The following is a 20,176-nucleotide window of genomic DNA, read 5'->3' as shown; positions in this document are numbered from 1 at the left end:
GCATCGCTCCTTTTTATCAGTGTAACAGTAATTTTACTGTTCTTCAACAAAATATTCTTTAAGATTGTACTTTTCAAAAATTAAGGTATAATTGAAAATATATGATAATAGGGGGATAAAAATGAATAAAGGAGCAGCAAGATTAAAGGAAGTGAAGGCTTCGAAAATTCGTGCAGTAAGTGATAAAGCGAATGCTTTGGAAGCTCTCGGACGTCCGGTTATTCGCTTTAGTACCGGTGAACCGGATTTTGCGACGGTAAGCCCAATCAAGCAGGCTACAATGCAAGCTATAGAAGATAATTACAGTCATTATGCTTCAAATCGGGGGGATTTGAAACTAAGAGAAGAAATCGCGAAACAAGTAGAATGTCATCATGGTATCGTTTATGATCCTATGGAAGAAATATTGATTACCAGCGGAGGTTCAGAAGCGATTAATCATGTCATGTTGGGCTTGATTAACCCAAAAGATGAAGTGATTGTTTGTACACCGGCATTTTTAAGCTATGAGAATATGATTCATATGGCAGAGGGTGTCTTTGTTGATGTTCCATTAAAAAAAGAGAATGGCTTTCAGTTAAATATAGAGGATATAAAAGAAGCCATAACACCAAGAACAAAAATGATTGTGATGAATAATCCATGCAATCCAACCGGAGCAGTGTATGATCCGGCTTCTATCCAAGCTTTATGTGAGTTATGCATCCAACATGATCTATTGGTATTTTCTGATGAAATCTATGATCAATTAGTATATGATGATAAAACATGTACGTCCATTGCGGCATATCCGTCAATGAAAGAAAGAACAATCATGATGAATGGATTTTCTAAGGCATATGCGATGACCGGATGGCGTTTAGCTTATCTATGTGCACCTAAAGAATTGATTGAACCATTATTAAAAGTGCATCAGTATGCTACGACGTGTGCGCCTACCTTTATACAAGTAGGGGTCGCTAAAGTAATGAACGAAGAAAAAACACGACAAGAAGTAAAGGAAATGGTAAAGCGTTTTGATCAGCGCCGTCAGATGGTGATCAAAGTGTTAAAGGAAATCCCGAAACTTGACTTTGTGATACCACAGGGAGCGTTCTATGTATTTATCGATGTTTCTAAGACCGGATTAGACGGTCAGCAATTTGCCGATGCTCTGTTAGAAGAAAAGGGCGTCGCTGTTGTGCCCGGTAATGCTTTAGGCAGTCAATGTGATGATTTTATTCGCTTATCCTATGCAACAAGTGATGAAAATGTTATGATGGGAATGCAGTTAATCAAAGAATTTATTAAGGAATTATAGAGAGGATGATAGGGTGAACTACTTATTTTACCGACTTGTTTTATTTGTCAATTCATCATCAAAAGATGATCTGAATTATACGATCGCTGATTTTATATTAAAGAATATTTCTGAAATTGCCGAGATGAACATCGTAGTATTTGCGAATACCTGCCATGTTTCACCTGCTTCGATCAGTCGTTTTTGTCGTAAATTAGGATACGATGACTATATCCATTTAAAGATGGAGTGTGCAAAATATACAAGTTTAAAAAGCACTGATTATTATGAACCTGTCATGCTTCAAGATCCTAAAAAAGCCAGTGCGGTCTATTTGAAAAAAGCAGGTATGCGTTTAGAAGAACAGATCGACCTGCTGGATTGGGAAGTGCTGGAAGAATTTGTAGAGGATATTCATGACAGCAACAATGTTGCCTTTTATGGTTCTCATTTTTCTCACAGCATTGCTCAGTTGATCCAAGCGGCATTACTCTCATGCAATAAATATTCCATTGCGAAAAATGACTCTGATCAGCAGATCAAGATTGCCGAAAGTTTAGATGCAGACAGTATTGCGATTACGATTTCAGTGCGAGGCAATTATCTTCGCGGAACTCAGCGGTTAAAACGTGCCATTGAAAAATCAGGGGCAAAATCTGTTTTAATTACAGCGAATCATGATCCTAAATTATTGAAAGAATTTGATCGTGTTATTTATATTTCTTCAGATGATGATCTTTATATGGGGCGCTTTATGTTATTGTCATTTGCCGAGTTAATCTCTCAGCTGTATGTGACACGTTTTGGAGATCATCGCCAAGGATAATCATTAGGATTATCTTTTTTAATATGTATAACTTTGTCATGCATATATAAAAAGAGACACGGAAAGTTAAGGAATGATGAGAAGAGATAGAAAAAAACGCTTTCTAGTCAAGAAGGCGTTTTTTATCCGTTATTCATCATTGGATTAAAAAGAGCGTTCTTGTAGATAGCGTTCTATTTCTTGAGAGGTAAGTTTTCTTACCTGTGTATGCGGATATTCCTGATAGGCATTCATTTGAAAAACAGGCTTCATATTTTCACAGTGCTTGTTTTTATTTTTAGATAAGTATTCTTGCAGATCCGATAAGTGAGCAAAGATTTTATAGGAACTTCTGCCTTGATCATTTTTAATCTCATAAATACCGCAAGTGGTTTTCATCGTATAATCTGCAGTTCGTAAATAAAGTTTTGCGATTGCCAATGATTTGAATGGAAAATTCCATCTTTGCAGCCCTCGTTTTGGATCGTGTTCAATACAAATACAGCGACCACATGTTCCGCAAATATATTGTGTATGCTGATTTAGGCAGTCGAGCGGATGCAGCAGGGGAGTGATTCTTGGCTCATCACAATAGCATTCTTTACACATCATATCCCTCTTTTCTTTGTTACATTATATCATTGAGTTTTTTGAGTTTCAATAAAACAGAAATTGAGTTTTAAAAAGCATCCTTAACGGGATGCTTTCTTCTCAAGTTGTTTTAAATGACGCTGATAAATTAAGTATAATCCCTTAAATGTCAAGTCACTGTCATATTCGTCGATAAGGTCTGTCTCCGCAGAAATGACACGACCTAAGCCGCCGGTAGCAATGACCTTCATCGGCGTTCCGATTTCCTTTTTTACTTGTTTGATAATATTCTCTGTCAGTCCGATGTAGCCGTAAATAACTCCAGCCTGCATACTTTTTACAGTATTTTTGGCGAGGATTGTATCCGGCTTCACGATTTGAATTTCCGGTAATTGAGCGGCTTGTGAAGAAAGTGCCTGAGCACAGATTTCTAAACCGGGAGCCGTAATCCCATAAAGGAATTCTCCCTTTTCATTTACATAATCAAAAGTAGAGGCAGTACCAAAATCGATCACCAATACCGGTCCCCCATAAGTATAGTACGCACCCGCTGCATCCACGATACGATCGGCTCCCACAGAACTAGGATTATCCGATTTGATGGCAATGCCGCTTTTAATGCCCGGACCGATGATGATCGGTTCATGATGCAGGTATTTAATAATGGCACTGGTAAAGGAATGCATGATTTTAGGAACAACACTGCTGATAATAACATCTTCTACATCTTCGATGGGGGTATTAGAAGCATTAAAGAAGCTTAACAGCATGAAACCATATTCGTCACTGGTTCTTTGCATTTTCGTTGTCAGGCGATAATTGCCGATAATTTTTTTACCCGCAAATAAAGCAATCGTAATATTTGTATTTCCAATATCAATAGCCACTAGCATAATGTTTTCTCCTTTTCAATGTCAATCATTGTTTCCAAAATGATCTTTGCTAATTCTTTTTTACTCATCAGTTCATATTCTTTTTGATATTGCGGAGTAATAATCGTCGCAATATTTGTATCGGTTTGAAATCCGGCACCATCACTCAATAAATGATTGGCAACCAGCAGATCACAGTTTTTCTTTAATAATTTAGCAGTAGCATTTTCAATCAGGTTTTGGGTTTCCATCGCAAAACCGCAGACCACTTGATGAGGCAGACGATGCTGACCGATATACATTAATACATCAGGATTAGATGTCAAGGTTAATGTCATTTGCCCTTCCTGTTTTTTTATTTTATGGGGCTGAACTTCCTGACAACGATAATCGCCAACGGCAGCTGCTTTAATAACATAATCATAATGAGGTAAAATTTCTTGAACTAATTCAAATAGTTCCTGGGCGGTTGTGAAATAAAGCATCTTGATGCCAATCGGTTCTGAAAGCGCCACGGGACCACTTAATAAAGTCACTTCAGCTCCCAATAATCGTGCCATCTTGGCAATCTCGTATCCCATTTTGCCGCTGGAATGATTCGTGATAAAGCGCACCGGATCAATGTTTTCCTGAGTTGGACCGGCAGTCACCAATACTTTTTTACCTGCTAACGGTTTATTTGTCACCAAAGCAAACTGCAATGCATCAAGCAGAATCTTTGTAGCCGGAAGTTTTCCTTTGCCACAATCACCGCAAGCTAAACGTCCGCTGCCAGGGTCAATGATGGTCATACCAAAGTGACGGCAACGTTCTAAGTTATCTTGTGTTATTGGATTTTCATACATATGCGTATTCATAGCCGGAGCAATAATCTTGGGACAGGTTGCCGCTAAAAAAGTAGACGTCAGCATATCATCTGCAATTCCATGAGCAATCTTCGCAATAATGTTTGCGGTAGCGGGAACAACCATAAAGACATCGGCTTTTTTTGCCAGTTCAATATGCTTCACTTCTCCGTCGGTGGTTCTCTCAAAAGTATCTAAATAAACTTTTTTCTTTGTCAGGGATTCAAAGGTAAGCGGAGCAATAAATTCAGTTGCATTTCTAGTCATGATAATATCGACATCGTAGCCTAGCTTCATTAATTGACTGGTTAAATCAGCTGCTTTGTAAGCTGCAATCCCACCGGTTATACCTAATAAAATATTCTTTTTCATAATGACCTCCATAAAAAATGGCGTAAACATCCCTTTACGCCTAAGTTAATGAACCACTATCGCTCGTAAAAGATGCCATGTGTCTTGCCATTTATTCATTTTTAACTATCTCTATTATATACAAAATCTTCTCATTGAACATCTTTTTCTTTCAATTTACACGATATTTAGCTATGATTTACTTATAGGGAGGTTTAAAACATGGATGACGATAAAAGAAACGATCAAGATCCTATCGATAATGAAGATTTTAATGAGGATCTAAAAGAAGAAGCAACAGATGAGACGGAAATAACAAAAGAAAGTAAAACAACTCAAGAAGCTCAGACAGAAGAAGAACCTGTTACAGAAGATAAGAATGAGGTTGAAGTTTCCACTGCCAAAGAGGAAACGAAAAAACCGGTCAGCGAGCTCTTATATGAAACCGGAAAACAAGTAGGGCATGTTTCTTTAAACTACTTTAAACATGTCGGAAGTTTTATGAAAGATCATGTCGGAGCCATCCAGCATATTTTTGGCTACACTTTTAAAACCCATATTCTTTTAAGTATCATTAATGCATTTGTGTTATCATTAATTCCATTTGTATTGGCTATCAAAATGCAGTTATTTGTACATCATATTGGCTATGGAAAATATTTTCAGATTTGGGGACCATTCTTAGAAATGATGCTGGCAGTCTTTATTCTCAGCTTGCTTTTCCAATGGCTGATTGCTTTTGTTTTGACTGCGGTAGAAGGGGTGGTGGAAAAGCATAAAGTGTCACTGTTTCGATCACTGAAAGCAACGAATATTTTTGGGATTGTATTAGATCCGTTTATTGTCACAGGCTGCTTATTGCTGCTTTTGCCTCTAAATGGTTTCATTGGTTATTTGATTCTCTTTATTTTTATCAGTGGATTGATATTTGCCAGTGTGATGTTTATTAAAACACTCGTTTTATCAAGAATTGTCAGCGGGGATCACTTATTCAGTATTTTAGTTTTATCTTGTGTCATTGCATTCTTACTGATGTGTTTTATCTATATTATGGGATCAATCGGATATAAACTGCTCTTTAAGTTGTATGGGGTGTATCTGATGGGCATGATTACCGGATTTGGTATTTAGGAAACGATATGTTTCCTTTTTATTTGTAATGAATCTGGGATATGTTTATAATAGAGATATTGAAAAGAAGGTGAGAAAATGGATGAAACTTTTTTATTTAGAACAAAGAAAGAATATGAGCAGGCTATGCAGCAATATATCAAAGAAAAGCAATATCAAGAAGCTCTTTATTATTTAGAAACGATTGCTCCTTTTGTGGTGGATTCCATTTGGCTCAATTTTACAAGAGGACAACTTTACAACGCTTTAGAACAATATCATTTGGCGTTACCCTATTTTTTAAAAGCCAGTCAGCAAGTCAGCGAAAGCATTACTTTGTACAGTGAGATCGGGTGGACTTACAACCGTTTAGAACAGTTTGATGAAGCTTTATCCTACTTAGAAAAATGTATTTATTTGGGAAGAGAAGATCAGTGGATATATAGTGAACTGGCTTATACTTATCTGAAATTAGGCATGAAAGAAGAAGGTATTGTCTATCTCTTGGAAGGACTGGAATTAAAACCGGATGACCGTTGGACCTTGGAACAGTTGGCGAATGCCTACAGTGATTTAGGTCATTATATAGAAGCAAATAATATGAATAAGCGTTTATTAGAATTAGAGATGAATGAAACTTTGTTAGAAGATATCATTACGTTAAATGAAATAAACGAAACAATGGAGGATCAATATACTTATTTGCAAATGCTTGCTGAATATCCCGCACATCATGCTTTTGTCTGTTATCATTTTGGTGTCTATTATAATTTGATCGAAAAATATCGGGAAGCATCAGCCATGCTGGAAGAGATAGCAGAGAACGATCGTGACGGAGAAACTTGGATTGAATTAGGCTATGCCTATCATCAGCTTTTTGAGATTGAGGAAGCGATTCGTTCTTATGAAAGGGGCTATTTACTTTATCCGACCCATTTATTTTTATTAAGCGAACTGGCTTATCTATATGGTCTATTGGAAGATTATGATAAGAAATTGTTTTATTTAGATGAAGCCTTTTTACAGGGCAGAAGAGATTTATGGATTTATTTAAATTATATTCGTGTATATCTTTACGGTAAAAAAGATTTAGAAAAAGCCTATTATTATTTATCACAAGCCAATACGATTGCTTCAACAGATGAAGAACTGCAGAAGTTATGGAGTGAATATGACTGGTTCATGTTGAATAAAGAGATGGCACAAAATCGAATACTCAGCCTTTTAGCAAGACGTCTCAATCAAGCGATGCCACAGTCTTTTTATAATGCCAGTTGGAATACCGATACCGGGATTGTATTGGATATTCCAAATTTAGAAAGAGTGTATCAGTTTAGTGAGGGACTGGCGTATGTAGAAACGAATCAACATGGTGGTTTTATTGATCAGAAGGGGCAACTTGTCATTGATCTTCATCTGTCTATAGATGAAACCAAAAGACAGGACACGTATATGTTCCATCATGGCTATGCGATTATCAATCAAGAAGGTGAGCATCTGTACGGTTTAATTGATCATCAAGGAAATCTTATTTTAGATCTTATTTATGATGATATTAAGCTTTATCATGATCATCAGCGCTTGGTTTTAGGGCCTGTGACGATTTTTAAATTTGAAAATCAGCAGTATGTGTTTGAGGAAGAAGCAGGTGATTTTGCTGAGGGGATGGTCCCAATAAAAAAGAACGGACAATGGTACTATTGCGATTTAAACAAGGAAACTTTATTATCACAGGGCTTTGATGAAGCTCAAGCCTTTCATGAACATATGGCGATTGTAAAAAAAGGGGATTATTATGGCGTTATTGATTTAAAGGGAAACCTAATGATTCCATTTGAATATGCGGCTTTAAGTTGGGCGAATCATGATCTGATTGCAAAAAAAGATGATGCTTATGGTGTCATCGATGGACAAGGAAAAATAAAGATTGAGTTTATTTGGGAACAATTAAAAGATGCAAATCAGGGGTATTATCGTGTGTTGAATAAAAAAGGTTGGGGACTTATTTCGGAAAGTGGAAAGCCCATCATTCCATGTCTTTATGATGAGCTGCTGCCAATCTTTGAAGATTTGGTTCGGGTAGAAAAAGATAGCTGTTACGGGATGTATTCGATTTACGGAGAGCTTGTTATTCCGATTATCTATGATACATTAACGATCTGTAAGGGACAGCATATTATCGCCGGAGTTGGCTATCGCTATGGCTATATGAACGCAAAAGGGGAACTGTTGACACCTTTCATGTTTCAAACAGCAACGCTGCCTGTGGAACATCTTTTATGTGTATCGTTTCAAAATCAGTTTTATTTAGTAGATGACAGGGGGAAGAAGGAATGAAAGCTTTCATAGAAAAATATTGTCAGGAAAAAGAAATTCAAGCGGTCAGTGTCTGCGTTCATGATCACGATCAGCCGATCTTTTCTTACAGCTATGGGAAAAGGCAAAGTGATCTGCCAGATCAAGTAGATGCCCATACACGTTTTACAATCGGGTCTATTTCTAAATTATTTGTCACTGCTGCATTGTTGCAGCTGGTCGATCAAAATAAGATAGAATTAGATCGTCCGGTATGCGAGTATCTTACTGATTTTATTATGGAAGATTGTCGCTATCGTCAAATCACGGTGCGCATGCTGTTAAATCACAGCAGTGGTTTGTCTTCTACTTCTTTCCGTGGTAAATATACAAATCATTATTATCCGCAGTATATTTCGGATATGTTGGCAATGTACCGTCAGCTTCCCTTAAAAAGTGTTCCGGGAAAGTACAGTGTTTACTGTAATGATGGTTTTGTGTTAGCACAATATCTGGTTGAAACGATAAGTCAGATGTCATTTCGAGACTATTGTCAAACTTACATAGTTACTCCCGCAAAAATGAAAGATACGGAATTTCCGGGAGCTGTTTTAGATGAAACAACCTATGCTCATGCTCCTAATGATTATGATCATGATTTTAATCAAGAGTATGTCAATGGCATTGGGTCCGGTGGGGTATACAGTACAGCCGAGGATCTTTGTTTGTTCATGGATGCTTTAAACAATGGGCAGCTGATCAGCCAAGAAAGCTGGCAAGAAATGTGTCGCGAGCAGTATGTCAATCCTATTAAAACGATATTACTTAATGCCAATGGTTATGGTTTAGGCTTCGACCATGTGGCACTCCCTTATTTTGAAGCCATGGGCTTTCAGGCAGCCGCCAAGGGTGGGGCAACATTCGGTTATATGAGTTATGCTTATCTTTTGCCTAAAAGAAAACTCAGTGTTGCGGTGCTAAGCACTTCTAAGGAATCGGGAGTTACCGCTTTGGCAAAGGAATTGGGGAAGATGTATCTGGAAAAAAATCAGAAAAAGATCATCTTACCGATTCCAAATCAAGCAAAACAGATTGAAGGCATCTATGGTGCCGATAATCGTGTATATCAGATTCAACTTATCAATGGGCAGTTAACTATCGCGTATTATCAACTTGGCAGACTGACTTCACCAATCTGTCTGGATCAAAGAGAAACAGAATATATTTATCAAGGACAACTTTTTGGTTTTGACCACCCTCGTTTTGGGTTTATAGATGAAAATGATGAAACCTATATGTATGTGACTTACTTAGACGGAAATACCGAAGTAAGAAGTGTCATCGGACAAAAAATAAAACCGGAATCAGGAAAGAAAATGTCAATTCCCGGGAAATATTATCTGAAAATGAATGAATACATAGATCAGCGAACATTCTATACACAAGATTTGCAGGTCATTGCCCCAACGATGTTGGAAACATTGGGAGTAGTGCTGTTTCCATTTCCGCTTCGGGTTATAGATGAACAACATGCTGCTTCGTTTATCGAATTGCCGGGTAATTATTCTCGGGAAATGTGTACGCTTGTTGCTTTAGATAAAGACCGCTTCCAATTAGGGCCTTATCGTTATATCAACAGCGATCAGCTTAAAGCGATGCCTAAGTCGTTTGCTTTAATGGATAGTGATACTTGCTGGTTCCGTTATGATCATCGAAATCAGATAAAAAAGCCAAAACATGTTCGCGTGATTGGCATAAAGATCATGGAAAAGGAAGCAAAAGTAAGCTATGACAGTCTGTATTGTGATCACCTCTGCGATATTGACTTTATAGGCTTTATGGGAAAGGCGGGCGATCTCATTGTCTGTGAATAAGAAAAAAATATATTTTCGTTTTGGACTGGTCATGCTATGGATGGTTGTCATATTTATGTTTTCCATGCAGAATGGTGACCAGTCAAGCGGTACCAGTGGTCAGCTGCTGGAAAGAATCGGCGAATGGATTGGGATCGATCTGATTCATTTGCCTATCATGGATACGCTTCAATTTATAGTCCGTAAAAGTGCGCATATGTTTTCTTATTTTGTTTTAGGCATTCTCTCTTATCGAGCGGTCATCTTACTTCAGCCGTTAAAACCATATCGCTATGCTGCATTGATTACCGTTTTATATGCATGCAGTGATGAACTACATCAGTTGTTTGTTCCCGGACGCAGCGGACAGATTCAAGATGTACTGATTGATTCAATGGGAATGCTGATTGGCTTTGCGATCATTTATCTGATCAATAGTATAAAAAATAAACGAACGAACCATAATTAAACTATGAAAATAGTGAAAATCATGGTTCTTTTTTTATTGGAAATCTTAATCTTATGTGATATCACAAATGATATGAACAAATTATGGATCACACTTTTTTTGATGATACTTGCTTTTACTCATAAAAATAAAAAGCAGTCTTTTATATTGATCCTGACTTTTGTCGGTGACTATTTTTTAGCCTACCAGCAAGACCCGATTTTAGGAATTTATTTCTTTATTTTAATGCAAGGCGTCTACTTAGGCGTCGAAAGCTATTATATTGTCGGTATTGGACTATTATTGCCACTGCCGATCGTCATTAAACTATCAGCGATTTACATTTTTCTGCTGTTTGGGAATATGAAAAAACATCCATCTTTGAAAATTGGCTTTTTTATTCTTTTAATCAGTGATCTTTGTGTGGGGTTATTCAATATCTACGGTAATGTGCTTTATGTTTATCTGACTTGGATTCTGTATGTGCCATCACTTTTACTTTTACATCAGAATTTATGGTGGGATTCAACGACTTATTATAAAAGACAAGGATATCTTAGCGAAGGGAAGTGAATAATAAAGAGTGAAAAAGATTTGTGAAACATAATTCTTGACAATTACATAAATTAGATTAGAATAAAAGTATAAAAACAAGGATTTAGGATATGTCTATATATAAATTTCTTTAGAGAGAAGACGGTTGGTGAAAGTCTTTGAATATATGTATAGGTACTCCCTAATAGTTGCCCTCGAAAGAGATGGCCGTTGATCACGTTACGATATTGAGGCATAGCAATATGCAAATAAAGGTGGTACCACGAGATTTCGTCCTTTGACGAAGTCTCTTTTTTATTAAAAAGGAGGGGTTTAAATGTCGGAAGCAGTATTAGAATTTCCAAGTATGAAGCATGAAAACATGATAAAGGCATATCAGGATGAAACCTATGCCGCAGGAGAATTCTATATTAATGGAGATGGCGGATGTCATCAAAATGAAGATTATCAGGACTGGCTGCAAAAAGCGAAGAACTATCATTTAGGCGTTGAGCTGCCAGACGGGTTTGTTCCCGCCACCACCTACTTTTTAGTAGGTGAAAATAAAATATTAGGAACGATCAATATTCGTCATCGTTTAAATGAAGGCTTATTAAAAAGCGGAGGACACATTGGTTATAGTGTGGCTCCGAGTGAAAGAAAAAAAGGCTATGCCACGACCATGCTTAAAATGGGATTGATGATCTGCCATGATTTAGGGATCGATCGTGTCTTAGTGACATGCAATAAAAACAACATTGCTTCTCGTAAAACCATCGAGAAATGTGGCGGCCGATTAGAAAATGAATACTATGATGAAAAAGAAAAGCAAACTTATTTACGCTTTTGGATAGGAGAAGATAAAAATGATTAAAATAACTTTTTTAGACGGAAACGTCAAAGAATTTGAAAAAGGGATTAGTGCCGGAGAAATTGCTCAAAGCATTTCTTCAGGATTACGTAAAAAAAGTGTTGCCGCGAAAGTTAATGGAGAGATGTATGATTTAAGCAGACCGATCGAAGAAGATGCGAAGCTGGAATTAATCACAAATGATATGATTGAGGCCTTTGATATCTTAAATCATTCTACAGCACATTTAATGGCACAGGCTATTAAAAGTTTATGGCCTAACGCAAAATTTGGAGTTGGTCCCAATATTGAAAATGGATTTTACTATGATGTTGATGTAGAGCCGGCCCTTGTTGAAAGTGATCTGGCAAAGATTGAAAAGGAAATGAAACGTTTAGCTTCTAAAGCAGAAGTTATTACTCGTCAAGTTGTCAGTAAGGAAGAAGCTTTGGAAATGTTTAAAGATGATCCTTATAAAGTAGAACTGATTCAGGATTTAGAAGGAACAATCACAGTTTATTCACAAGGAGATTTTACAGATTTATGCAGAGGAGTCCATTTGCCTAAGACAAGTGATATCAAGCATTTTAAACTGATGTCTTTAGCAGGAGCTTACTGGCGCGGAGATTCAAAGAATAAACAACTGCAGCGTGTATATGGAACAAGTCATTTTACTAAAGAAGGACTGGATAATTATTTAAAATTCTTGGAAGAAGCTGAAAAACGAGATCATCGTAAGTTAGGAAAAGAATTAGAATTATTCTTCTTATCTGAATTTGGTCCCGGATTCCCATTCTTCTTGCCAAAAGGAATGGCGGTTAGAAATGAATTGGAAAACCTATGGCACGAAGAACACGCAAAAGCCGGTTATCAGGAAATCAAAACACCGATTATGTTGAATAAGGAACTGTGGGAAATTTCCGGACATTGGTTCAACTATCGTGAAAATATGTATACATCAGAAATTGATGACGTCGAATATGCGATAAAACCAATGAATTGTCCGGGCTCTATTTTAGTGTACAAAAATGACCTGCATTCTTATCGTGATTTCCCAATTCGTATGGGGGAATTAGGAATTGTTCATCGCCATGAATTTTCAGGTGCTTTGCATGGGTTATTTAGAGTACGTAACTTCACACAAGATGATGCGCATATCTTCTTAACTCCTGATCAGATTGAAAGCGAGATCATTGGTGTAATTGAACTGATTGACAAATTCTACAGTGGTATCTTTGGCTTTGAATATCATATTGAACTTTCAACTCGTCCTGAAAAAGCAATCGGTTCGGTTGAAATCTGGGATATGGCAGAAAAAGCATTGGCAAATGCTTTGGAACATAAAGGAATTGAATATAAATTAAATCCGGGAGACGGGGCTTTCTACGGACCTAAACTGGATTTTAAGATTAAAGATGCGATTGGCAGAACTTGGCAATGTGGTACTATTCAGTTAGATTTTAACTTACCTGAACGCTTTGATTTAACTTACATTGGTGAAGACGGTCAAAAACATCGTCCGGTTATGATTCATCGTGTTGTTTACGGTTCAATGGAACGTTTCATGGGAATTTTAATTGAACATTATGCCGGAGCTTTTCCAACTTGGCTATCCCCGGTTCAAGTAAAAGTAATCGCGGTCAGCAACGAACATCATGGTGATTATGCAAAAGAAGTAACAAATGTATTAAAAGATGCACATATCCGTGTTGAAAACGATCTCCGTGATGAAAAATTAGGATATAAGATCCGTGATGCACAAGTGCATAAAATTCCTTATCAGTTAGTATTAGGGGATAATGAAGCAAAAGAAAAAACAGTAACTTATCGTGCTTATGGGAAACAGGAACAGATAACAGTCAGCTTAGATGATTTTGTCAGTATGATTCAAGAAGAAATCAAATCAAAAAAGCATAAAGACTAATTATAAATAATCTCACTTTATCATTGTAAGTGAGATTATTTTCTATTTCTGAAAAGGAATCCCAAAAATGAAACGGTTTTCACAATTCGGAATATTCAAGTGTAATCCCTTTCAAGTGGCTATAATAGAGCCATAACAATAAGGGAGGAAATTGAAGAATGAAGTTTTTAGAAGAAAAGTTCGTCCCCCTTGCAGCTAGAATCGGGTCTCAAAGACACCTAGTTGCAATCAGGGATGCCTTCGTTGTTATCATGCCAGTTACAATCGTTGGTGCGATTGCGGTATTGATCAACAACATCCAAGGAATCTTCTCAAAGAATGGTTTAAATGTTGTAGCCATTCAAGAGGGATATACAAACTTTATCACGTCTACAGGTATCAAAGATGTTATGACTGCCGTAAACAAAGGATCTATCAACATGATGGCGATCTTGTTAGTTGTGACATTAGGATACCAAATGGCAAAAGGACTAGATGGAGATGGTATTGCCACTTCAGTTGTCGGATTAACTTGTTATTTAGGGTTAGCACCAGCAGTGCAGACTTTAGCTAACAATTACACTTTGCCAACAGATAAAACGATCACTAGCATCGAAGTTTTAACAGGTGATGTTGCCAGTGGTGGGTTAGCATCGAACAAACTGGATTCAAACGGGATGTTCGTAGGGATGATTTTAACGATTATCGTTGCAGAAATCTTCGTAAGATTATCAAGAAACGATAAATTAAAAATCACGTTGCCAGATGGAGTACCACCAGCAGTAGCCGGATCATTTACAGTATTAATTCCAGCTATCATTACAGTTATTTTAGTTGTAGCTGTAGGAATTTATATCGAAAAATTCTCAGGAATGAACTTATGGGTAATTATTCAAAAATTCGTATCAGCACCATTAAACAGTGTAGCGGATACTTTAGGTACAGCGGTATTAGTAGAATTCTTAATTGCGTTCTTGTGGGTATTCGGGTTACATGGGGCAAACATCGTTGGATCAGTAACAACACCAATCTTTACTCCAATGTTATTAGAAAACACAGCTGCATTTGAAGCAGGAAAAACTGGAAAAGATATTCCTAATATCATTTCAGGTATGAACTGTTTCACTCGTGTAGGTGGATCAGGAGCAACTTTCGGATTAATCATTGCCGTATTGATCTTCGGTAAAGTACAAGCAGAACGTACAGTTATCGGAATCTCAGTTGCACCAGGTTTATTCGAAATTAATGAACCTATCACATTTGGTGTACCTATCGTAATGAACCCAGTTTATATGTTGCCGTTCATTATTGGACCAACTATTTTAGGAGCAGCTTCATACATATTAATGGATTTAGGTGTTATTGAAAGAGTTGTATTGTCAGCACCATGGGTAACACCACCAATCTTGTTCCCATTCTTGGCAACAGGTGGAGGTATCAAAGCCGCTATTTGGGCAGCTATTGAAATCGTACTATTAACATTATTATGGACTCCGTTCGTAATGATCTCAAATAAACAAAACGCTAGAGAAGCTTAGTCATTGTCAGCGTCCCGTAAAATTTTGCTCAGAGTCTGTTATATCAAACTCAGATGAAAAGCCAGAGTTTTTCTTAAAGAAAGACACTGGCTTTTTAATATGCTATTCATAGGAAATTAGTGTATAATGAAAAAATAAGGAGGGGAATTATGAAAGAACTATTAGAAAAATATGCTCGTTTAGCTGTGAAAGTGGGAGTCAATTTACAGCCCGGTCAGTATTTAGTGATTACTTCCACTTTAGAATATCCGGAATTTACACGGATGGTTGCTAAAGCGGCTTATGAAGCTGGTGCGAGTAAAGTGGAAATTGAATGGAATGATGCAGAAAGTCATCGCTTAGATTATCTTTATAACAGTGATGAAGAATTGGCAAATGTTCCGGAGTGGAAAATCAAACAAAAAGAAGAGCAGATCAATCGCAAGTGTGCGATGATAAATATCGGTTCACAAAAGCCATCATTATTAAGTGACATTGATAGTAAAAAAATTAAAATTGAGCAAATGGCCTTTTCAAAAGCTTTTCAGCCATTCCGCTATTATAAATCAACCAGTCAGGGACAATGGTTGGGGTTATGTGTACCTAATGCCGATTGGGCAGCCTTGGTATTCCCAAACTTGGATGTGGACACAGCAGTTTGCAAACTGTGGAAAGCAATATTTCAATGCTGTCGTATTAACAAAAACGATGATCCGATTGCATTGTGGCAAAAACATGTGGAGACGATTTTAAGTCATCGTCAGCTATTAACTGATTATGCTTTTGAATCTTTGCATTTTAAAAACGGTTTAGGAACGGATTTGACCGTCGGATTAGTCGATGATCATCAATGGTCGGGCGGACAGGAAATGACACCGGCTAATATTGGTTTTACTCCAAACATGCCTACAGAAGAGGTGTTCTGCATGCCGCATCGTCTTAAAGTCAATGGAAAAGTAGTAGCCACAAAACCTTTAAATATACAAGGAAAATTATGTGAAGATTTCTATTTTATCTTTAAAGATGGAAAGGTCGTCGAAGCAGGCGCAAAAAAGAATCAAGAAGCATTGGAAAATTTACTGGATATGGATGAAGGGGCACGTTATCTTGGTGAAGTAGCACTAATCAGTGATCATTCACCGATTTCAGATACGGGCTTAATCTTCTATAATACATTGTTTGATGAAAATGCTTCATGTCATTTAGCTTTAGGAAATTGCTATGGCAGCAATATGAAAAATGCCGCTAATATGACAAAAGAAGAAATGGAAGCGGCAGGAGCTAACTTCTCTATGATTCATTGTGACTTTATGTTTGGCAGTCCGGATATGGAAGTGGTCGGAACATGTGCAGACGGAAAACAAATTCAATTATTTAAAGAAGGTAATTTCATTATTTAAAATTAGCATAAATCCCTAGATAGGAATCGAATCTAGGGATTTATTGTTTGCTTTTTTTCTTAGATTCATTGTAGATAGTCACAATAAGTTGAGTGGGAAGCAGTAAAAAAGAGATAATGTTGAATGGTGGGGCGTATTTTGAAACTAATGCTGACATGATTATATATCCCAGAATCGGTGTGAATGGCAGTATTTTGTTTAAATATTTATTGTCTATTTTAGTATCAATAAATACCAATAAAATGGCAGTGCTCTGTATGCATATTATTATCATTTCAAGCGATGTTAAGTTCATTTGTGATAAAGGTTCCCTGTTTATCATAACTGCCAACGGCTTTAACTGCTGCCGCCATAGATTTACCGTTTAAGGGGGACCCTGCTTGTTTCATGCATACCGAAAGTTTCACGGATAACAATACATTCGATGTAAGCGTGAGTAAATTTACATTCTGTTCCATATTATTTCCTCCTTGTTTTCATTATCGCTCAATAAATTGTCTTCATCTGTAAAAGACTCTCATCTAAATATATAATAGCATAGTTTCATCGCTTTTTATTATCTTATCAAGCACTATCTGTCAAAGGTTTTATCAAATAATGATTCTTTTTTTATTATCTGAAAAAGAAATATCAAATATGTGTACAACGTCTATACTTATAAAAAAGGAGTGTTGGGGTATGAAATATATATTTTTTGATATTGACGGAACATTGGTTTCAGTAAAGGAAGGAAAAGAGTATATTCCTGAATCCACATTGAAAACTATTCAGGCACTACAGGATAAGGGGCATGTGACAGCGATTGCTTCCGGACGTTCATTACTGACGGTTAAGCCGGTGGCAGAACGATTAGGCATTCATTATATTGTCAGTGACGGGGGACATGGGTTAATGATTCGTGATCAGTTAATTCATGTTGAACCCTTAGATAAACAATTAGTGACACGTTTGTGTGATGAATTATTAGAAAAGAAAGTACCTTTTGCTTTTATGATCGATCACTCAGGGAAACTGCATGCCAATTCCACAATGCTTTGCGGACAAACACAGATAGGATTTGAGACCTTCCCAATCGAAATTAATGAAGCCTTTGATCATCGTCAAAACGACGCCTATAAAGTTTTTTTAGGATTGCATCGTGGAGAAGAAGATAAAATTAAGACGATTGATGCTCATAAGATTATGCGTTATGTAGATGAATGCATTGCTTTTGAACCGGACAATAAGTATAAGGGAGTTAAAGAGTTAGTCGAAATGGAAAACGGTAATATTGAAGATATCATCTTTTTTGGTGATGGTCAAAATGATATTGCGATGTTTAAAGAAGTACCGTTTTCAATTGCGATGGGGAACGCTATTGACGAATTGAAAAGTTTAGCCTATTATGTAACTAAAAGTGTTGATGAAGATGGCATTGAGTATGCCTGTAAACATTTTAATTTGATTGATTAGGGGGAAAACTATGCCATTTGGGGTGATTGTCAATACGTTAGCCGTATTATTTGGGTCGATGATTGGCGGATTATTACGTCATTATGTCCCTGAACATTTGAAGGAGACTTTACCTAAAGTCTTTGGCGTATGCGCCATGTCGATCGGGATTACTTCTTTAGTCAATGTTCAGACACTGCCGATTGTGATTATGTCATTGATCATTGGAACCGTTATTGGGGAAATGCTTCATATTGATCGTTATGTATCTCGTTTTTTTGAAAGGATCTTAAAACGCTGTTCTTTTAAAATAGAGGGAGATCCCACTGCTTATATGGAGATGTATCTGTTGGTTGTTGTGATGTTTTGCATGAGTGGAACGGGTATTTTTGGTGCTTTAGTTGAGGGGATGTCCGGAGATTCTACAGTCTTGATGTCTAAGTCTATCTTAGATTTCTTTACGGCAATTCTTTTTGGAACAACCTTAGGTTATGCACAAGCATTAATTCCGATTCCGCAGTTTGTTATTTTATTTGCCTGCTTTTTAATCGCAAAGGGCATTCTTCCTTATGTCAATGATGTGATGATCATGGACTTTAAGGCATGTGGTGGACTAATGACGATTATTTTAGGAATGAGTGTTGCGAAAATCTTACATATTAAAGCGATTAATCTTATCCCATCTTTAATTATAGTGATGCCATTAGTAGGGGTATATCAGATTCTTTTATAGCATTCGAATTATTTTCGAATGTTTTTTATTTACTGCTTGACACATAATACTATGTAATATATAGTATTATGTGATAGGAGGGATAAAATGGATATTCAGCTTAAAAAAGGATTACTTGATATATGCGTTTTAACTGTATTGAAACATAGTGATTCCTATGGTTATCAGATTGTCAAAGATGTAAGTGATTATGTTGAAACAAGCGAATCCACTTTATATCCGATATTAAAGCGTTTAGAAGCAAACGGCAGTTTAACAACATACTCGGTTGAACATCAGGGACGTTTACGTAAATATTATCAGATTACCGATAATGGGAAAGCAAAAATAGATGAATTTCTAGTGGAATGGAGACAGGTAGAAAAAATCTATCAATTTATAAAGGAGGAGAATGAACATGAATAAACAAATGTTCTTAAATGAACTGGATAAAGCTTTGTTTAAACTTAGTTATTCAGAAAAGAAAAATATATTAAATTATTATGAAGAATTGATTGAAGATTATAAAGAAAATGGCTGTAGTGAAGAAGAAGCAGTTGCTCGATTAGAAGATCCAAAAGAAATTGCCGATAGAGCAATCGGTGAATTACAGCCCCCTACAGATGATCATGCCTCTTCTTCGATTTTAGTAAAGCTATTGATTATTTTGGGTTCTCCTTTATGGGCAAGCATCTTGTTGGCAGGAGCCATGTTTGTACTTTCCATACTCATTATTATTTGGTGTTTGCCTATTGTAACAGTATCTTTTGCTTTTGCGAGTGTTGCCGGTGCTCTTATTGGTGTTTTTGGAGCTGTGCCGGTGATGGTCACCACATTTCTTTATGGAATCTTCCAGCTTGGCGTAGGTATTTTTTGTGTCGGGTTAAGTTACTGGACGATCCGTTTAGCTCAATTATCGATTGATTATTCAAAGAATCTGAGCTGGCGTGTTTTAGATAGTGTCATTAGTATATTTAGAAATGGAGGGTGTTTTTCATGGATCAAAATAAATGGATCAAGATAAGTAAAGGATGTATGCTGGCAGGAATAGTCATTTGTTTGCTTGCTTTTATGTTAGGTGGTTTTAATTATAAAAAAGTACTGGATAATAAAGGACACAAAGACTGGTATCGCATCATGGTCATTGATTAAAATAGATGCTGCGAATACCGATATTTCACATATTCTCTTGTGATAGATGAAGATATGAGGAGAAGCCTTGTATCTTTTTTAGCGTTTAAATGAAGACAGTATTACCGACAATAACAACGTTAAAAGGTGAGTAGATGGTTTAGTATAAAGCTCAACTGCTCATACTAATAAAACAAAGTGAGGACATTCAACTGTCAGTTTCAAGATTTACAACTAAGAGTAGGGGAA

The 20,176-nt window shown here is 36.7% G+C and carries 20 protein-coding genes and 1 other annotated feature; of the genes, 16 read left to right on the top strand and 4 right to left on the bottom strand.

Going from position 1 to position 20,176, the window contains the following annotated elements; translation table 11 throughout:
* Nucleotides 1–121: 121 nt before the first annotated feature.
* Both BN1225_RS05515 and BN1225_RS05510 read left to right on the top strand, forming a co-directional pair.
* Complete coding sequence (locus BN1225_RS05515) at nucleotides 122–1,300, top strand: pyridoxal phosphate-dependent aminotransferase (RefSeq protein WP_041138795.1); 1,179 nt, start codon at nucleotides 122–124, stop codon at nucleotides 1,298–1,300.
* A 13-nt stretch (nucleotides 1,301–1,313) separates the two neighbouring features.
* Nucleotides 1,314–2,105, top strand: a complete 792-nt coding sequence (locus BN1225_RS05510; RefSeq protein WP_041138794.1) for a MurR/RpiR family transcriptional regulator — start codon at nucleotides 1,314–1,316, stop codon at nucleotides 2,103–2,105.
* Between the two features lie 144 nt (nucleotides 2,106–2,249).
* On the opposite strand, the gene BN1225_RS05505 is transcribed toward BN1225_RS05510, so the two are convergent.
* From BN1225_RS05505 to coaBC, 3 genes are all read right to left on the bottom strand, one after another.
* The gene (locus BN1225_RS05505) at nucleotides 2,250–2,693 is read right to left on the bottom strand and encodes a hypothetical protein (protein WP_041138793.1); all 444 of its coding nucleotides are present in this window, start codon (nucleotides 2,691–2,693) and stop codon (nucleotides 2,250–2,252) included.
* A gap of 83 nt (nucleotides 2,694–2,776) precedes the next feature.
* A complete protein-coding gene (locus BN1225_RS05500; RefSeq protein WP_041138792.1) occupies nucleotides 2,777–3,568 on the bottom strand; it encodes a type III pantothenate kinase in 792 nt (263 codons plus the stop codon).
* Nucleotides 3,562–4,764 (bottom strand): bifunctional phosphopantothenoylcysteine decarboxylase/phosphopantothenate--cysteine ligase CoaBC, encoded by a 1,203-nt coding sequence (gene coaBC, locus BN1225_RS05495; protein ID WP_041138791.1) that lies wholly within the window; start codon nucleotides 4,762–4,764, stop codon nucleotides 3,562–3,564. The genes BN1225_RS05500 and coaBC overlap by 7 nt, the downstream gene beginning before the upstream one ends.
* Nucleotides 4,765–4,965: 201 nt before the next feature.
* On the opposite strand from coaBC, the gene BN1225_RS05490 reads away from it, so the two are divergent.
* From BN1225_RS05490 to BN1225_RS05450, 9 genes are all read left to right on the top strand, one after another.
* Nucleotides 4,966–5,874, top strand: coding sequence for a hypothetical protein (locus BN1225_RS05490; RefSeq protein ID WP_041138790.1), 909 nt, complete (start codon nucleotides 4,966–4,968; stop codon nucleotides 5,872–5,874).
* A gap of 78 nt (nucleotides 5,875–5,952) precedes the next feature.
* Nucleotides 5,953–8,190 carry a WG repeat-containing protein gene (locus BN1225_RS05485; protein WP_041138789.1) on the top strand — a complete coding sequence of 746 codons (2,238 nt, stop codon included), beginning with the start codon at nucleotides 5,953–5,955 and terminating at the stop codon, nucleotides 8,188–8,190.
* Nucleotides 8,187–10,022 carry a serine hydrolase domain-containing protein gene (locus BN1225_RS14050; RefSeq protein WP_052466369.1) on the top strand — a complete coding sequence of 612 codons (1,836 nt, stop codon included), beginning with the start codon at nucleotides 8,187–8,189 and terminating at the stop codon, nucleotides 10,020–10,022. Before BN1225_RS05485 ends, BN1225_RS14050 begins: the two co-directional genes overlap by 4 nt.
* Nucleotides 10,015–10,470 carry a VanZ family protein gene (locus BN1225_RS05475; RefSeq protein ID WP_147585186.1) on the top strand — a complete coding sequence of 152 codons (456 nt, stop codon included), beginning with the start codon at nucleotides 10,015–10,017 and terminating at the stop codon, nucleotides 10,468–10,470. The genes BN1225_RS14050 and BN1225_RS05475 overlap by 8 nt, the downstream gene beginning before the upstream one ends.
* A gap of 72 nt (nucleotides 10,471–10,542) precedes the next feature.
* Nucleotides 10,543–11,022: a hypothetical protein gene (locus tag BN1225_RS05470; protein WP_187117535.1), complete on the top strand. Its 480-nt coding sequence runs from the start codon at nucleotides 10,543–10,545 to the stop codon at nucleotides 11,020–11,022.
* Between the two features lie 71 nt (nucleotides 11,023–11,093).
* Nucleotides 11,094–11,285 (top strand) — a binding site (T-box leader).
* Between the two features lie 35 nt (nucleotides 11,286–11,320).
* Nucleotides 11,321–11,857 carry a GNAT family N-acetyltransferase gene (locus tag BN1225_RS05465; protein ID WP_041138787.1) on the top strand — a complete coding sequence of 179 codons (537 nt, stop codon included), beginning with the start codon at nucleotides 11,321–11,323 and terminating at the stop codon, nucleotides 11,855–11,857.
* On the top strand, nucleotides 11,850–13,757 hold the full coding sequence (gene thrS / locus BN1225_RS05460; protein ID WP_147585184.1) for a threonine--tRNA ligase: 1,908 nt from the start codon (nucleotides 11,850–11,852) through the stop codon (nucleotides 13,755–13,757). Before BN1225_RS05465 ends, thrS begins: the two co-directional genes overlap by 8 nt.
* Before the next feature lie 158 nt (nucleotides 13,758–13,915).
* Entirely contained in the window at nucleotides 13,916–15,274 is a 1,359-nt protein-coding gene (locus BN1225_RS05455; RefSeq protein ID WP_041138786.1) for a PTS sugar transporter subunit IIC, read from the top strand.
* Between the two features lie 149 nt (nucleotides 15,275–15,423).
* Nucleotides 15,424–16,653 carry an aminopeptidase gene (locus tag BN1225_RS05450; RefSeq protein ID WP_041138785.1) on the top strand — a complete coding sequence of 410 codons (1,230 nt, stop codon included), beginning with the start codon at nucleotides 15,424–15,426 and terminating at the stop codon, nucleotides 16,651–16,653.
* 275 nt (nucleotides 16,654–16,928) lie between these two features.
* Here the strand turns inward: BN1225_RS05450 and BN1225_RS05445 are convergent, their stop codons facing one another.
* Nucleotides 16,929–17,111, bottom strand: a complete 183-nt coding sequence (locus BN1225_RS05445) for a hypothetical protein (protein ID WP_041138784.1) — start codon at nucleotides 17,109–17,111, stop codon at nucleotides 16,929–16,931.
* Between the two features lie 220 nt (nucleotides 17,112–17,331).
* Between BN1225_RS05445 and BN1225_RS05440 the strand changes: the two genes are divergently transcribed.
* The 5 genes from BN1225_RS05440 (at nucleotide 17,332) to BN1225_RS14745 (ending at nucleotide 19,948) form a co-directional block, all read left to right on the top strand.
* Nucleotides 17,332–18,105, top strand: a complete 774-nt coding sequence (locus BN1225_RS05440; protein ID WP_041138783.1) for an HAD-IIB family hydrolase — start codon at nucleotides 17,332–17,334, stop codon at nucleotides 18,103–18,105.
* A 10-nt stretch (nucleotides 18,106–18,115) separates the two neighbouring features.
* Complete coding sequence (locus BN1225_RS05435; RefSeq protein ID WP_041138782.1) at nucleotides 18,116–18,817, top strand: DUF554 domain-containing protein; 702 nt, start codon at nucleotides 18,116–18,118, stop codon at nucleotides 18,815–18,817.
* 87 nt (nucleotides 18,818–18,904) lie between these two features.
* Nucleotides 18,905–19,222: a PadR family transcriptional regulator gene (locus tag BN1225_RS05430; RefSeq protein WP_041138781.1), complete on the top strand. Its 318-nt coding sequence runs from the start codon at nucleotides 18,905–18,907 to the stop codon at nucleotides 19,220–19,222.
* A complete protein-coding gene (locus tag BN1225_RS05425; RefSeq protein WP_052466364.1) occupies nucleotides 19,215–19,820 on the top strand; it encodes a DUF1700 domain-containing protein in 606 nt (201 codons plus the stop codon). The genes BN1225_RS05430 and BN1225_RS05425 overlap by 8 nt, the downstream gene beginning before the upstream one ends.
* A complete protein-coding gene (locus BN1225_RS14745) occupies nucleotides 19,793–19,948 on the top strand; it encodes a hypothetical protein (RefSeq protein ID WP_156133049.1) in 156 nt (51 codons plus the stop codon). Before BN1225_RS05425 ends, BN1225_RS14745 begins: the two co-directional genes overlap by 28 nt.
* Nucleotides 19,949–20,176: the final 228 nt, after the last annotated feature.

It is taken from the genome of Beduini massiliensis, assembly GCF_000829905.1.
Lineage (GTDB): Bacteria > Bacillota_I > Bacilli_A > Erysipelotrichales > Coprobacillaceae > Beduini > Beduini massiliensis.
The sequence above is the reverse complement of the archived record's forward strand: the minus strand, read 5'-3'. Positions and strand labels throughout refer to the sequence as shown.

Bases quoted from the DNA above. Each gene is read 5' to 3' on its own strand.
- BN1225_RS05515 (WP_041138795.1), top strand. From the start codon at position 122: ATGAATAAAGGAGCAGCAAGATTAAAGGAAGTGAAGGCTTCGAAAATT.
- BN1225_RS05505 (WP_041138793.1), bottom strand. From the start codon at position 2,693: ATGTGTAAAGAATGCTATTGTGATGAGCCAAGAATCACTCCCCTGCTG.
- BN1225_RS05500 (WP_041138792.1), bottom strand. From the start codon at position 3,568: ATGCTAGTGGCTATTGATATTGGAAATACAAATATTACGATTGCTTTA.
- coaBC (WP_041138791.1), bottom strand. From the start codon at position 4,764: ATGAAAAAGAATATTTTATTAGGTATAACCGGTGGGATTGCAGCTTAC.
- BN1225_RS05490 (WP_041138790.1), top strand. From the start codon at position 4,966: ATGGATGACGATAAAAGAAACGATCAAGATCCTATCGATAATGAAGAT.
- BN1225_RS05485 (WP_041138789.1), top strand. From the start codon at position 5,953: ATGGATGAAACTTTTTTATTTAGAACAAAGAAAGAATATGAGCAGGCT.
- BN1225_RS14050 (WP_052466369.1), top strand. From the start codon at position 8,187: ATGAAAGCTTTCATAGAAAAATATTGTCAGGAAAAAGAAATTCAAGCG.
- BN1225_RS05470 (WP_187117535.1), top strand. From the start codon at position 10,543: ATGAACAAATTATGGATCACACTTTTTTTGATGATACTTGCTTTTACT.
- BN1225_RS05465 (WP_041138787.1), top strand. From the start codon at position 11,321: ATGTCGGAAGCAGTATTAGAATTTCCAAGTATGAAGCATGAAAACATG.
- thrS (WP_147585184.1), top strand. From the start codon at position 11,850: ATGATTAAAATAACTTTTTTAGACGGAAACGTCAAAGAATTTGAAAAA.
- BN1225_RS05455 (WP_041138786.1), top strand. From the start codon at position 13,916: ATGAAGTTTTTAGAAGAAAAGTTCGTCCCCCTTGCAGCTAGAATCGGG.
- BN1225_RS05450 (WP_041138785.1), top strand. From the start codon at position 15,424: ATGAAAGAACTATTAGAAAAATATGCTCGTTTAGCTGTGAAAGTGGGA.
- BN1225_RS05445 (WP_041138784.1), bottom strand. From the start codon at position 17,111: ATGGAACAGAATGTAAATTTACTCACGCTTACATCGAATGTATTGTTA.
- BN1225_RS05440 (WP_041138783.1), top strand. From the start codon at position 17,332: ATGAAATATATATTTTTTGATATTGACGGAACATTGGTTTCAGTAAAG.
- BN1225_RS05435 (WP_041138782.1), top strand. From the start codon at position 18,116: ATGCCATTTGGGGTGATTGTCAATACGTTAGCCGTATTATTTGGGTCG.
- BN1225_RS05430 (WP_041138781.1), top strand. From the start codon at position 18,905: ATGGATATTCAGCTTAAAAAAGGATTACTTGATATATGCGTTTTAACT.
- BN1225_RS05425 (WP_052466364.1), top strand. From the start codon at position 19,215: ATGAATAAACAAATGTTCTTAAATGAACTGGATAAAGCTTTGTTTAAA.
- BN1225_RS14745 (WP_156133049.1), top strand. From the start codon at position 19,793: ATGGATCAAAATAAATGGATCAAGATAAGTAAAGGATGTATGCTGGCA.